Source organism: Streptomyces sp. NBC_01198 (assembly GCF_036010485.1).
Taxonomy (GTDB): domain Bacteria; phylum Actinomycetota; class Actinomycetes; order Streptomycetales; family Streptomycetaceae; genus Actinacidiphila.
The window spans coordinates 4,770,992-4,783,730 of sequence record NZ_CP108568.1; the positions used below are offsets into that span (position 1 = coordinate 4,770,992).

General features: G+C 73.3%; 13 protein-coding genes. 7 read left to right on the top strand and 6 right to left on the bottom strand.

Features of this window, described 5'->3' with window-relative positions; all coding sequences use genetic code 11:
• Positions 1-436: 436 nt before the first annotated feature.
• Genes OG702_RS21335 through OG702_RS21345 form a run of 3 tightly spaced genes read right to left on the bottom strand, consistent with a single transcriptional unit; the run spans position 437 to position 3,212 of the window.
• Entirely contained in the window at positions 437-1,702 is a 1,266-nt protein-coding gene (locus OG702_RS21335; RefSeq protein WP_327290510.1) for a beta-ketoacyl synthase N-terminal-like domain-containing protein, read from the bottom strand.
• Complete coding sequence (locus OG702_RS21340; protein WP_327290511.1) at positions 1,702-2,967, bottom strand: beta-ketoacyl-[acyl-carrier-protein] synthase family protein; 1,266 nt, start codon at positions 2,965-2,967, stop codon at positions 1,702-1,704. The genes OG702_RS21335 and OG702_RS21340 overlap by 1 nt, the downstream gene beginning before the upstream one ends.
• Positions 2,964-3,212, bottom strand: a complete 249-nt coding sequence (locus OG702_RS21345; protein WP_327290512.1) for an acyl carrier protein — start codon at positions 3,210-3,212, stop codon at positions 2,964-2,966. The genes OG702_RS21340 and OG702_RS21345 overlap by 4 nt, the downstream gene beginning before the upstream one ends.
• A 222-nt stretch (positions 3,213-3,434) precedes the next feature.
• Here OG702_RS21345 and OG702_RS21350 point away from each other — a divergent pair, with 222 nt between their 5' ends.
• The 6 genes from OG702_RS21350 to OG702_RS21375 are packed head-to-tail and all read left to right on the top strand — an operon-like array spanning position 3,435 to position 8,322.
• Entirely contained in the window at positions 3,435-4,280 is an 846-nt protein-coding gene (locus OG702_RS21350) for an SAM-dependent methyltransferase (RefSeq protein ID WP_327290513.1), read from the top strand.
• 14 nt (positions 4,281-4,294) lie between these two features.
• Positions 4,295-4,996: a class I SAM-dependent methyltransferase gene (locus OG702_RS21355; protein WP_327290514.1), complete on the top strand. Its 702-nt coding sequence runs from the start codon at positions 4,295-4,297 to the stop codon at positions 4,994-4,996.
• The gene (locus OG702_RS21360; RefSeq protein WP_327290515.1) at positions 4,993-5,640 is read left to right on the top strand and encodes a sensor histidine kinase; all 648 of its coding nucleotides are present in this window, start codon (positions 4,993-4,995) and stop codon (positions 5,638-5,640) included. Before OG702_RS21355 ends, OG702_RS21360 begins: the two co-directional genes overlap by 4 nt.
• Positions 5,637-6,290, top strand: a complete 654-nt coding sequence (locus OG702_RS21365) for a response regulator transcription factor (protein WP_327290516.1) — start codon at positions 5,637-5,639, stop codon at positions 6,288-6,290. The genes OG702_RS21360 and OG702_RS21365 overlap by 4 nt, the downstream gene beginning before the upstream one ends.
• Entirely contained in the window at positions 6,290-7,255 is a 966-nt protein-coding gene (locus OG702_RS21370; RefSeq protein ID WP_327293309.1) for a class I SAM-dependent methyltransferase, read from the top strand. Before OG702_RS21365 ends, OG702_RS21370 begins: the two co-directional genes overlap by 1 nt.
• On the top strand, positions 7,255-8,322 hold the full coding sequence (locus tag OG702_RS21375) for an FAD-dependent oxidoreductase (protein WP_327290517.1): 1,068 nt from the start codon (positions 7,255-7,257) through the stop codon (positions 8,320-8,322). Before OG702_RS21370 ends, OG702_RS21375 begins: the two co-directional genes overlap by 1 nt.
• An 80-nt stretch (positions 8,323-8,402) precedes the next feature.
• Here OG702_RS21375 and OG702_RS21380 read toward each other — a convergent pair whose 3' ends face one another.
• The 3 genes from OG702_RS21380 to OG702_RS21390 form a co-directional block, all read right to left on the bottom strand.
• Positions 8,403-9,446 (bottom strand): tyrosine-protein phosphatase, encoded by a 1,044-nt coding sequence (locus tag OG702_RS21380; protein WP_327290518.1) that lies wholly within the window; start codon positions 9,444-9,446, stop codon positions 8,403-8,405.
• A 48-nt stretch (positions 9,447-9,494) separates the two neighbouring features.
• Positions 9,495-10,091, bottom strand: a complete 597-nt coding sequence (locus tag OG702_RS21385; protein WP_327290519.1) for a PadR family transcriptional regulator — start codon at positions 10,089-10,091, stop codon at positions 9,495-9,497.
• Positions 10,092-10,233: 142 nt separating this feature from the next.
• Positions 10,234-10,923: a TetR/AcrR family transcriptional regulator gene (locus tag OG702_RS21390; RefSeq protein ID WP_327290520.1), complete on the bottom strand. Its 690-nt coding sequence runs from the start codon at positions 10,921-10,923 to the stop codon at positions 10,234-10,236.
• Between the two features lie 236 nt (positions 10,924-11,159).
• Between OG702_RS21390 and OG702_RS21395 the strand changes: the two genes are divergently transcribed.
• Positions 11,160-12,539 (top strand): DHA2 family efflux MFS transporter permease subunit, encoded by a 1,380-nt coding sequence (locus tag OG702_RS21395; protein WP_327290521.1) that lies wholly within the window; start codon positions 11,160-11,162, stop codon positions 12,537-12,539.
• Positions 12,540-12,739: the final 200 nt, after the last annotated feature.

Genomic DNA, 12,739 nt, shown 5'->3' on the forward strand with positions numbered 1-12,739 from the left:
AACTGCGACCGGCAACAAATCGTCTAAACCACGTACAATATCCATCGAGACCCCCGCAGAGTGATAAACCATCTGTGGATTTGTGTGGCAGACGACACCGCCACCCGCAGTTGGCTCCCCCTGCGGCGCACTCTCGTAACCGGTGTCTGCACTCGCTTATGGTCCGCGGCAAGTGCACCGAATACCGGTACGCCGTGGCCGCTGTCCGAATGCTGCCGATAGTGTCCGGAACGGGGTGTGCGGGCCCGGCGGTTCGGCTGGTGGGAATCAGCCGGCGGAGTCGCGGAAGAGGGTGGACGGGATACGTGCTCGGGGCGGGCGGGTCCCGGGCATGGACAAGGCCGCGCGGGCACACTTCTTGAGCACACTCGAAGAAGCCCGCGCGGCCACCGTCGTGCCGCGGTCCCGCCCCCGGTCGGTCGGGGGGAAGTCGTCGTCAGCCGGCCAGCGGCCCCCTCGGTGCCGGACGCTCCGCGCGCCGCGGGGCGTGGCCGCGCAGCACCACCGCGCTGTTGAAGCCGCCGTGGCCGCGTGCGGTGACCAGGACGGTGCCGAGCCGGCGCTCGCGCGGCTCGCGGACCAGGTCGAGGCCGTAGGAGGGGTCGGGGTCGTCCAGATTGCCCACCGGGGGGATGACGCCGGCCCGCATCGCGAGCAGCGCGGTGGCCACGTTGAGCGCGGAACCGCCGGCCAGCAGCCGGCCGACCAGGCCCTGCGGCGCGGTGACCGGGACGGCGAGTGGGCCGAACACCGAGCACAGCGCCCGGGCTTCGGCCGCGTCGGCGTCGGGGCGGCCGGCTCCGTCGGCGACCACCAGGTCCACTTCCTCCGGGCGCACCCCGGCCCGCTGCAGGGCCAGCGCGATGGCCCGGGCGTACTGCCGCCCGTCCGTGGCGGTGTCCCGGTAGTGGTGCGCGTCCTGGGTGGCCGCGTAGCCGGCGATCACCCCGTAGCCGGCCGGGGCGGACCGGGCCAGCGCCGCCGCCTCGTCCTCCACCAGCAGCACCGCGCCGCCCTCGCCGGGCAGATGGCCGTTGGCGGCCCGGTCGAAGGGCTTGTAGCCGGCCTTCGGGTCGGTGGCGGTGGACAGCTGGCCGCCGGCCATCTGAGCGGTCAGCGCGTAGGGGGCGATGGGGGCCTCGGTGCCGCCGGCCAGTACGGCGCCGGTGCCGCGCCGGATGGCCCGGTCGGCCCAGCCGAGGCTGTCGATGCCCGACGCCGCGTCGGAGACCAGCACCCCGCACGGTCCCTTCGCCCCGTGGTGGATGGCCAGTTGGCCGGTGCTCGCGGCGTAGAACCAGGCGATGGACTGGTAGGCGCCGACCGCCTTGCGGCCCCGGCTCCACAGCGCCTGGATCTCCCGCTGGCCGAACTCGTTGCCGCCTGAGCCGCTGCCCAGGATCACCGACGTGGCGTACGGGTCGTGGGCGGACGGGTCGTAGCCGGCGTCGGCGAGCGCCATGCCGGTCGCGGCGAACGCCAGCCAGGTCCAGCGGTCGGTCTGGATGGCCAGCCGGTCGGGTACGTGCTCGCCGACGTCGAATCCGGGCACCTGGCCGGCCAGCGTGGTGGCGTAGCGGCCGGTGTCGAAGGTGTCGATCGGCCGCACGGCCAACTCGCCTGCCAGGGTGGCGCGCCAGTGCTCGTCGGCGCCGATGCCGGTCGGCGCGACCACGCCGAGTCCGGTGATCACGGCGGCCATCAGCGCACCCCGGCCAGCACGATGGCGGACTGGAAGCCGCCGAAGCCGCTGCCGACCGACAGCGCGAGGTCCACCCGGTGGTCGCGCGCGGTGTTGGGCACGTAGTCCAGGTCGCACAGCGGGTCGGGGGTGGCGTAGTTGGCGGTGGGCGGCACGACGTTGTGCTCGATGGACAGGGCGGTGGCGGCCACTTCGATGGAGCCGATCGCACCGAGGGAGTGCCCCACCATGGACTTGATGGAGCTGACCGGCACCCGGTGGGCGTGGGCGCCGAGGCTGAGCTTGAACGCGGCGGTCTCGTGGCGGTCGTTCTGCTTGGTGCCCGAGCCGTGCGCGTTGACGTAGTCCAGCGCGCTGGGGTCCCGCCGCGCCTGGTCCAGCGCGCTGCCGATCGCGGCGGCCATCTCCACCCCGTCCGGGCGCAGTCCGGTCATGTGGAAGGCGTTGCACCGGTTGGCGTAGCCGACGATCTCCGCGTAGATGTGCGCGTCCCGCCGCCGGGCGTGCTCGTACTCCTCCAGGGTGAGCACGGCCGAGCCCTCTCCCATCACGAACCCGTCGCGCGTCGCGTCGAACGGCCGCGAGGCGTGCTCGGGGTCGTCGTTGCGGGTGCTGGTGGCGCCGATGGCGTCGAAGCAGGCGATCGAGATCGGTGTGATGGGCGCGTCGCTGGCGCCGGCCAGCATGACGTCGGCCAGGTCGTCCTGGATGAGCTGATACGCCTGCCCGATCGCGTCGATGCCCGAGGTGCAGCCGGTGGAGACCACCGAGGCCGGGCCGTGCGCGCCGAACCGGTAGGCGACCTCGGCGGCCATGGTGCTGGGGACCCACGCCTGGTGGAGGAATCCGGAGGCGAACTGCGGGTCCACCAGCCAGTTCTGGCCGCCGTCGCTGGCCACCGCGTACTCGTCCTCCAGGCGGGTGCTCGCGCCGACCGCGCTGCCCAGGCACACCGCCATCCGGTCGGGGTCGAAGCCGCCGTCGAGCACCAGGCCCGAGTCGGCCATCGCCTCGTCGGCGGCGACCAGCGCGAACTGCACGGAGCGGTCGTTGCGGAAGACCTCCTGCCGGGTCAGACCCGCGGCGAGCGGGTCGAAGTCGACCTCGGCGGCCAGTTGGGAGCGGAACTGCGCCGGGTCGAAGAGCGAGATCCGCCGGGTCGCGGTGCGCCCGTCGGTGATGAGCTGCCAGAAGGCCTTCCGCGTGGCGCCGCCGGGCGCCACCACACCGATCCCGGTGACCACGATGCGTCGCGGGCCGCTCATCGCGCGTGCTCGCTCAGTCCCTCGTTGACCAGCGTCACCAGCTCACCGAAGGTCGCGTTCGCGTGCTCGTCGTCGAGCTCGACGCCGTAGCGGTCCTCGATCTCCGCCTTGACCTGCAGTTGCGCCAGCGAGTCCAGGTCGACGTCGCTCAGCGTGGCACTCGGGTCGGCGGTCACCGCGGAACGCGGCAGTCCGGCTTTGACGACCAGGATCTCCATCAGGTCGTTAATTGTGAATGTCGGCACAGCGATTCCCCTTCACATTTCGACAACGAACCCGGCAACTCAGGCTACGCAATAACTAGCCCGATTATCTTCAGCCCAGAGAACTAAATCGGCTCATACCCGAGAACGAGGCCGACCCATCCTCGCGAATGATTCATTGCCTACCACGGGAGTTATTGACGCCATTTCAGAATCGGTGATTCACTGGCTCCAATTGATTTCCCCGATTGTGAGGAGATTGGAATGGACGCGTCAGCAGCACCGACAAAGGCACCGGCGGGCGCCGGCGTCACCGCGGTCGCCGTGGCGATGGCCAGGGCCACGGAGACCGGCCGCGCCGACCGGATGTTCCACGATCCGTACGCCCAGCCCTTCGTCGACGCGGCCAGGGCGGTGCTCGACGCGGACGAGTGGCCGTCGCTGGTCGCCTGGGTGGACCTGTTCTACTCCCGCGGGGTGGTGCGCACCCGCTTCATCGACGACTTCGTGTCCGAGGCTGCGGCCGGCGGCTGCGGCCAGGTGGTCATCCTCGGCGCCGGCCTGGACGCGCGGGCCTTCCGGCTGCCGCTGCCGGAGGCGGACGTCTTCGAGGTGGACACGCCCTCGGTGTTCGGCTTCAAGGACAAGGTGCTGGCCGACGCTGGCGCCCGGCCGACCGCCCGCTCGCGTACCGCCGTGTACGCCGACCTGCGGGAGGACTTCGCCGCACGGCTGGCCGGCAGCACCTTCGACCCCGGCAGGCCGACCGCGTGGGTCGCCGAGGGCGTGCTGCCGTACCTGACCGCCGAGCAGGCGCGGCAGGTGATCACCGACGTCGGCCGGCTGTCCGCGCCGGGCAGCAGGCTGGTCTTCGAGCACTCCGACAAGCCGGGGCCCGACCCGCGCGCGGCGACCGCGGCGCTGAGCACGCCGGGTGCGAACCGGATCAGCGCGATGGTCCGCGGCGGCCTCGGCCCGGGCGGCCGGGACTGGGTGGCCGGGCAGGGCTGGACGATCCACGTCACCGAGCGCGGCGACCTCGGGCCGCGCTACGGGCGGCCCGACGACCGGCTGCCCGGCGGGCAGTTCATCACCGCGACCCGCGACTGACCGGGACGAAGGATATGGAATCGAACCAGGCGCAGACCGAACGTCCCGATCCGACAGAGGAACGTATTCAGGCTGCCGCCGAGTCCTATCGGCGGCCGATGCTCGCGGCCTACGACCTGTTCGTGCTCGGCATGATGAGCCGGTTCATGTGGCGCTGCCCGCGCGGCAGAATGCTGGCGCATTACGACCGCCAGGTCGGCGCGACGCACCTGGATATCGGTCCCGGCACCGGCTGGTTCCTGGACAGGAGCAGGTTTCCGGTGGAATCCCCCTCGATCACCCTGCTCGATCTCAACGAGGTGGTGCTCGCCACCGCGGCCCACCGGATCAGGCGCTACCACCCGCAGACCCGGGTCGGCGACGCGTTCAAACCGCTCGCGCTGGGCACCGAGCGCTACGACTCGGTCGGCATGAACTTCCTGCTGCACTGCCTGCCGGGGACCATGCGGCAGAAGTCGGTGGTCTTCGACCACGTGCGACCGTACCTGCGCCCCGGGGCGCGGGTGTTCGGCAGCACCGTGCTGGGCAGCGGGCCGCACCACACGAGGCGGTCGGGCAAGCTGCTGGCCAAGCTCAACCGCAGTGAGGTCTTCAGCAACCTCGACGACCGCCTGGAGGACCTGAACGAGCAGCTGCGCGCCCGGTTCACCGACGTCGAGACGGTCAGGTCCGGCGCGGTCTGCCTGTTCGCGGCACGGTTCCCGGGGGCGCGATGAGCGGCGAGCCGAACCAGCCGGCCCAGCAGCTGCGCGAGCCGGACCCGCTGGCGCAGCAGCTGCACGACGGCGTGCTGCAGGCGCTGGCCGTCGCCCGTATCCGGCTGGACCGGGCGCTCGCCACGCCCGGCCCGCTGCCCCGCGAGCTCGCAACGGAGCTTCGGCTGCTGGTGGACGGTGAGATCGCCGGCCTGCGCCGGCTGATCAGCGGGTCAGCGCCGCCCACCCCGCCGCACCCGGACCTGCCCAGCGCGCTGGCGGCCACCGCGGAACACCTCCAGTCGGTCACCGGCATCCGCATCCGGGTCGAGAACAGCGCGGCGCCGCGCGGCCGTTGGGCGGGCAACGACCTGGTGGCCTACCGGATCGCCCGCGAGGCGCTGCACAACACCGCCAAGCACAGCGGCGCCAGGCACGCCTGGGTGACGCTGGCCGCGCGGCGGGACCGGCTGGTCTGCGTGGTCTCCGACGACGGCCGCGGCTTCGCACCGCCCACCGCCCGCCCGCACTTCGGGCTGCCAGCGATGTACGCGCAGGCCCGGGACGCGGGCGGCTACCTGGCCGTCCGGTCCCGCCGCACCGGCACGTTCGTCACCCTCTCGCTGCCCAGGAACCCGGCGCCGCAGGGGGAGGCCGAGCGATGACGCCGTACGACCCCGCGTACCGGCCGACCATCCTGATCTGCGACGACCACCCGGTGGTGCGCTGCGGCATCCGTACGCTGCTCCCCGACGACCGCTACCAGGTGGTGGGCGAGGCGGAGGACCTGGCCGGCACCGTGGAGCAGGTCGACCTCCACCGGCCCGCCGTGCTGCTGCTCGACCTGAGCTTCCTCGGCACCCTGAGCCTCGGCGTGCTGCCCACCGTGCGGGCGCTGTCGCCCGCCACCCGGGTGCTGATCCTGACCATGCACAACGACTTGGACTCGGCGCGCGGTTCGCTCGCCGCCGGCGCGCACGGCTTCCTGCCCAAGGACGCCGCAGCCGGGGAACTCGTCGCCGCGGTCGACGCGCTCGCGGCCGGCGGCCGCTACCTCGACCCGGCGCTCGGCGCCGCGCTGCTCGACCGGCAGGACGACACCGACGACGCGCTGAGCCGGCGGGAACGCGAGGTGCTCGGGATGATCGCGGACGGCCTGACGCACCAGCAGATCGCCGACGAGCTCGGCCTGTCGGTGCGGACCATCGAGGCGCAGCGCGCGTCGATCAAGGTGAAGCTCGGAGTCAGCAGGCGGGCGGAGCTGATCAGTTACGCCCGGCGGCTGCGGTTGACCACGACAGGAGGCGATCGGTGATGCAGACGGGCCGGCCCAGCCGTACCGCGTTGAGCTCGGCGCGCGCCCGCGCCGTGCACCAGGTGGCGGACACACCACGGGTGTTCGCCGACCCGCTGGCGGCGCGGATCATCGACGGCGTGGACGGTGTCCAGGACGCCCCGCTCCCGGCTGGCGCGCCCGGCATGCCCGCGGAGGTGCGGCTGTTCATGGCGCTGCGGCACCGGGTGGCCGAGGACGCACTGGCCGCCGCCCCGCACACCGGCCAGGTGGTCATCCTCGGGGCGGGCCTGGACACCTTCGCCTACCGGAACCGCGATCCGGCGCTGCGGGTCTTCGAGGTGGACCTGCCGGCCACGCAGGAGTGGAAGCGCCGGCGGCTGGCCGAGGCCGGTATCGAGGTGCCGGAGACGGTGGTGTTCTGCCCGGTCGACTTCGCCGAGCAGAGCGTGGGCGACGGGCTCGCCGCGGCCGGATTCGACCGGCACGCACCGGCGTTCTTCCTGCTGCTCGGCGTCGCCCCCTACCTGACCAGGGACGCGCTGCTGGCCACCGCGCGCTTCGTGGCGGAGATGCCCGCACCCGCTGAGCTGGTCTTCGACTACAACCAGCCCGCCGCAGCCATGCCGCCGCACCGCAGGCCCGCGCTCGCCGCGCAGGCCGAGGCGATGGCGCGGATGGGCGAGCCCTGGCGGTCGTTCTTCACCCCGCCCGAGATCGCCGCGGAGCTGGCCGACGCCGGCTTCGACGGCGTCGCCGACGTCGGCTGGCGGGAGTGCCTGGCCCGCTACGGGCTCGACCCGTCGCTGCCCGACCTGTTCGGCGGGCGCATCGTGCACGCCCGCGCGTCCGGCACGGGGTCCGGGCGGCCGGGAACGACGGCGGCCACCGCCGGGACCGCGACTGGAACCGCGCCCGGACCTGCCGCCGGAACCGCGCCCGGACCTGCCGCCGGACGTGCCGCGCGACGAGAGAGGAGCCAGTGATGCACGTCCTGGTCATCGGTGGCGGGGTGGCCGGTCCGGCCACCGCCGTCGCCCTGTGCTCGATCGGTGTCGAGGTCACCGTCTGCGAGGCCCGCCCGGCCGAGGACAAGGACGCCGGGCTGTGGGTGATGGTCGCCCCGAACGGCCTGGCGGCGCTGGACATGCTGGGCCTGCGGGAGACCGTGCTGCGCGAGTCGCTGGCGGGCGAGGTCGGGCCGTCCGGCTTCGCGCCGGTGCGCCGCCTGGGGCTCTACCGGCTGCTGCGGGAGGCGGCGGTGGCGCGTGGCGCGCGGATCGAGCACGACAGGAAGCTGGTGGACGCCGACACCACCGCGGACGGCGTGGTCGCGCGGTTCGCCGACGGCTCGACCCTGCACGGCGACCTGCTCGTCGGCTGCGACGGCGTCCACTCGCGGACCAGGTCGATCATCGATCCGGCCGCGCCGGCCACCCGCTACGTCCCGCTGCTGAACCTCGGCGGCTTCGCGTCCGGGGTGGAAGCTCCCGGCGACCCGGCGCAACTGCAGTTCGTCCGCGCCCCCAAGGGCTTCTTCGGCTACGCGACCTCGGGGACGGGCGAGGTGTGGTGGTTCGCCAACCTGCCCTGGGGCGCGGAGCCGAGCCGGGCCGAGCTGGCGGCGATGGACCGCGCCTCCCTCACCGCCCGCCTGCTCGACACCTTCGCCGAGGCGCCGCCCTTCGTCGCGGACGTCCTGCGCTCCACCTACACCGACCTCTACGCGCTGCCCACCCACGACCTGCCCACCGTGCCGACCTGGTGGCGGGACAACCTGGTCATCCTCGGCGACGCGGCGCACGCCACCACGCCGACGTCGGGGCAGGGCTCCTCGATGGCGCTGGAGGACGCGGTGGTGCTGGCCAAGTGCCTGCGCGACCTGCCCAGGACACAGGCCGCGGCCCGTTACGAACAGCTGCGCCGGGAAAGGGTCGAGGGCATCGTCGCGCTCGGCGCCCGCGCGTCGGCGGCGAAGCTGAACGACGCGGCGCCCGACAACTCGCTGGACTGGGTGCTCGACTACCGGATCGACTGGGCGGCCCGCGTCTGAGCGGGCCCCACCCGTGAACAGCCCGAGGGGCGCGGCGAGTTCGCCGCGCCCCTCGGGCGTTCCCGCCGGGCGCCCGCCCCTCACGCGTTCCCGCGGCCGCCCGCGGGTCGGGACCCGGCTGCCGGGGCCACCAGCCGCGCCCGCAGCGTGGCGAGCGTCGCGGGCGTCACGCCGCCGCGCTCGGCCAGGTAGTCCTCCAGCGAGCCGTAACGGGCGCGCAGCGCCGCAAGCGTCGTCGCCATCGCGTGCCGGGGCGCACCGAAGACCGCGTGGTAGCGCTCCGCGTCCAGACCGAGCGCGGCGAGCCTGGGCAGCAGCCGTTCCATCCGGCGCTCGCTGAAGTAGACCCGGCTGAGCGCGTAGTCGTCCAGCACGGTCGCGTCGTCCACGCCGAGCACCGACAGCAACAGCGCGGCCGCCATGCCCGTACGGTCCTTGCCCGCCGTGCAGTGGATCACCGCGGGCACGCCGTCCGGTGCGGCGAGTGCGGTGAGGACCTGGCCGAGGACGGCCGCGTCCTGCTCGCCCATGTCCAGGTAGACCCGGTGCAGGAAGTCGTCGGGGATGGCGTCGCCGCGGCCGCTGCGGAAAAGGTCGCCGAGCGGGTTCGGCCGCGAGGCGTCGCCGCCGATGGCGAAGGGCTCGTGCCGGACCGCGGCCGGCAGCGCGGAGGGCGCCTTCGTGCGCTCGTCGTCGGTGCGCAGGTCGTACGCCACCCGCAGGCCGAGCTGGTCGATCGCGGCGAGGTCGGCCGGGGTGAGGCGGTCGGGCGCGTCGGCGCGGAAGACCAGGCCCCATCGAGTACGGCCGCCGTCGCGGGTGCGATAGCCGCCCAGGTCACGGAAGTTGGCCGCGCCCTCCAGCGGCATCACCCGTTCCGCCGCCAGCACCGCGGCGCCGCCGTCGACCGGCGCGACGGATATGTAGTGCCGGCCGGGGCCCAGTTGGGGCAGCGACATCCGCGTCGCGCCTTCGACGCGGGCGACGGGGTGGTCGTGGTCGACGGACTCCGGCGACGGCCCGACCGCCAGTTCCACCGGACCGGCGCCGGCCAGCTCCCAGGAGACGCCCAGGGTGCCGGTACCGTCGCGAACCACGTCGACCGCCAGCACGACCGTTCCCATGTGATCCTCCGCTTGTCCGTGGCGCGGCGACGAGTTGTCGTGGCGCGGCTACGAGGTGCCGGCCGGCGGCGCGGCCGGCACGGCCGGCCAGGGCAGCGCGCCCGCGTCGATGTCGTGGACGACCCGGTCCAGCCAGGCCAGCTCCGCGACGCGCAACGCCTGGGCGTACTCCGCCTCCAGGGTCACCACCCGCGGCAGTCCGCCGGTGTCGGCGGCCAGTTGGCGTGCGACGCCGTCGTGGGTGCCCCGGATCGCGTCCCGGCGTTCGCGCAGCAGGCCTGCCGCGGTCGCCGCGTCGAGGGCGAGGATGTGGGCCAGGCCCGCCACGAACACCGGATAGTCCTGCGCAGGGAAGCGCAGATACTCCCGCAGCAACACCTCGGCCAGCGAGGTGCCTTCAGCGGTGATCGCGTAGACCGTGCGTTCCGGCCGGGCGCCGGACCGCTCCGAGGTGACAGGGCTGATGAGCCCGGCCTCGGCGAGCCGGGCGATCGCGTCGTAGAGCGAGCCGCCGCGCATCTTCACGACCTGGTCCACATGCCGCTCGCGGACCAGCGCCTGGATCTCGTAGGGGTGCCGGGGGCGTTCACGCAACAGGCTGAGCACCGCGAGCGTCAGCGGTGTCCGCAGCGCGCCTGGCGGCATCGGGCCTCCTGGTGACCGAGTTCGAATAACCGACTTCGACTATAACAGCGCGACAACCGCGCGACCAGGCCTGACGCCAGGCCGGGGATCGGTAACTGCCCGGTGCCCAGGGGCTGTTGGAAGGCGCCCCGCCGGAGGGGTGCTACGGCCTGGCGTACGCCGCCAGCAGGCCGTCGACGAAGACCGGCAGCCCCTGCGGATAGGTGTCCTGCCAGGCCAGCGTGGCCCATTGGCCGCTGAGGGACGCCAGGTGCGGCAGCCGGGAGGTGTCGATGGTGTCGGGGAAGGCCTGGGCGTTCAGGGGTACTTCCTCGCCCGCCAGCTGGTGGTTGTAGTAGGCCCGGACGCGGATCAGGATCTCGCCGACCGTGTAGTACCAGACGCTGCGGAAGACCAGCACCGCCTGCTCGGGGGTGCATCCGCTCTCGACGGCGCCGGCGATGATCGTCTCGACCAGCCACAGGGCCGACTCGCCGAGCCGGGAGATGAAGCCGTCGGTGGTCAGCACCTCGGCGGCCCACGGCCAGGCGGCGAGGGCGTCGTGTATGGCGGTGGCGGCCGCGATCACCCGGTCCCGCGGGTCGGCGGGCAGCTCGGGGTGCGGGATCGAGTCCGCGTACTCGTTGATCAGCAGGAAGAGCAGGTCGTCCTTGTCCCGCACATGGTGGTACAGCGTCGTCGCCCCGATGCCGATCTCGGCGGCGAGCCCGCGGATCGTCAGCTTCTCCCAGCCGTCCTGATCGATGAGCCGGCGGGCCGCGGCCAGGATCTGGGCGCGCGAGGTGACGGGTGGCCGGCCGACGCGGCCGTGCGCTGCTGGGGTTCGGGACACCCTCCCATCATGCACTTCCGCCGAACAGGACCTTCGGGCAGCCGCGCCCCGGCGCCCCGCGGACCACCCCCCCGCCACGCTTTTGCCGCCGCCGTGCCATGCCCGTGCTCGACAGCCGGGCAGCCCGGTGTTAATTTCAGAACATGTTCGAAAACTCTGCTGTCGCGATGACAGACAACGCGGGAGCGACGCGTGGACGGCGATCCGCCGGCCGGCCGGGGCTCACCCTGGCCGCCGTGGCGGTCGTGCAGTTCATGGTGTCGCTCGACCTGTCCGTCGTGAACGTCGGACTTCCGAGGATCGGCGCCGGGCTCGGCTTCAGCGCGCCGGGCCTGACCTGGGTCATCCACGCCTACGCCCTCACCTTCGGCGGGCTGCTGATGCTGGGCGGCAAGGTCGCCGACCGCTACGGCCACAAGCGGGTGCTGCTGCTCGGGCTGCCGCTGTTCGGCCTGGCCTCGCTGGCCGGCGGCCTCGCGCAGGAACCGGGCCAGCTGGTGGCGGCCCGGGCCGTGCAGGGCGTCGGGGCCGCCACGCTGGCGCCGGCCTCGATGGCGCTGCTGATCTCGGCCTTCCCCTCCGGCAGGGAGCGGGTACGGGCCTTCGGTGTGTGGAGCGCCACGAACGCGGCCGGCGCCGCCCTCGGCGTGCTGATCGGCGGCCTGCTCACGCAGTACGCGGGCTGGCGGTGGGTGATGTTCGTGAACGTCCCCATGGTCGCCGTCGCGTTCGCGGTGGCCTGGCGCGGCGTCGCCGCCGACCGGTCCGTCGCCCGGCGGGGCAGGCCCGACGTGCTCGGCGCTTTCCTCGCCACGGCGGGCGCGGCCCTGCTGGTCTTCGGCGTGGTCAGCACCGACCGCCACGCCTGGACCTCGCCGGCCACGCTGGGGACACTGGCGGTCGCCGCCGCCCTGCTTGCGGCCTTCGTCGTGGTGGAGCGCACGACCGCCCGCGACCCGCTGATCCGGCTCGGGCTGCTCGCCAACCGGTCCGTCGCGGGCGCGAACGCGTACACCCTGCTGCTCGGCGCCGCGATGACCTCGGCCTTCTACTTCGTGTCCCTCTACCTCCAGGGCGTGCTGGGGGCGGGACCCGCCAGGACCGGGATCGAGTTCCTGCCGTTCGCCCTCGGCGTGGTCGTCGGCTCGGTGCTCGCCGTCAGGCTCGGCTACCGTTTGGCTCCCCGTACGCTGCTGGTCGGCGGCGGGCTGCTGACCGCGGCGGGCTTCGGCTGGTTCGGCCTGATCAGCGCCGACGGCTCCTTCCTCGCCGACGTGCTTGGCCCGTCCGTCGTCGCCGGCATCGGCATCGGCGTCTGCCTCGCGCCGGCCACCTCGGCCGCCACCGCCGGTGTCGCACGGCACGAGACCGGCAGCGCGTCCGGGCTGCTCAGCAGCTCACGCCAGATCGGCGCCTCGCTCGGCCTCGCCGCCCTGGGCACCGTCGCCCACGACCGCACCGGCCGGGTCGCGACACCCGCCGCCCTCGACGACGGCTACTCGCTCGGCATGGCGGTCGGCGCCGGGCTCCTGGTCGTCGCCGTCCTGATCGCCCTGGTGGTGCTGCCCCGCACCCGCGCCTCGTCCGGGGCGGCCGCGGCGCCACTCGCCGACTGAACGGGCGAGGAGGCCGGCCCGCGCAGCCCGGAGGCGGGCTGACCTCGCAGAGTCCCCGATGTCTGACGCCGTGTGAGATCGCGGAGCGGGTCATGTCATCATTGGTCACGCACAGTGCAAGCCCGAAGTGCGCGACGCCCGGCGCACGACGGCGTGAGCACGGCAGAACCACCGTCACCAGCTGTTCCGGTTCGATTCAC

Bases quoted from the DNA above. Each gene is read 5' to 3' on its own strand.
- OG702_RS21335 (WP_327290510.1), bottom strand. From the start codon at position 1,702: ATGGCCGCCGTGATCACCGGACTCGGCGTGGTCGCGCCGACCGGCATC.
- OG702_RS21340 (WP_327290511.1), bottom strand. From the start codon at position 2,967: ATGAGCGGCCCGCGACGCATCGTGGTCACCGGGATCGGTGTGGTGGCG.
- OG702_RS21350 (WP_327290513.1), top strand. From the start codon at position 3,435: ATGGACGCGTCAGCAGCACCGACAAAGGCACCGGCGGGCGCCGGCGTC.
- OG702_RS21355 (WP_327290514.1), top strand. From the start codon at position 4,295: ATGGAATCGAACCAGGCGCAGACCGAACGTCCCGATCCGACAGAGGAA.
- OG702_RS21360 (WP_327290515.1), top strand. From the start codon at position 4,993: ATGAGCGGCGAGCCGAACCAGCCGGCCCAGCAGCTGCGCGAGCCGGAC.
- OG702_RS21365 (WP_327290516.1), top strand. From the start codon at position 5,637: ATGACGCCGTACGACCCCGCGTACCGGCCGACCATCCTGATCTGCGAC.
- OG702_RS21370 (WP_327293309.1), top strand. From the start codon at position 6,290: ATGCAGACGGGCCGGCCCAGCCGTACCGCGTTGAGCTCGGCGCGCGCC.
- OG702_RS21375 (WP_327290517.1), top strand. From the start codon at position 7,255: ATGCACGTCCTGGTCATCGGTGGCGGGGTGGCCGGTCCGGCCACCGCC.
- OG702_RS21380 (WP_327290518.1), bottom strand. From the start codon at position 9,446: ATGGGAACGGTCGTGCTGGCGGTCGACGTGGTTCGCGACGGTACCGGC.
- OG702_RS21385 (WP_327290519.1), bottom strand. From the start codon at position 10,091: ATGCCGCCAGGCGCGCTGCGGACACCGCTGACGCTCGCGGTGCTCAGC.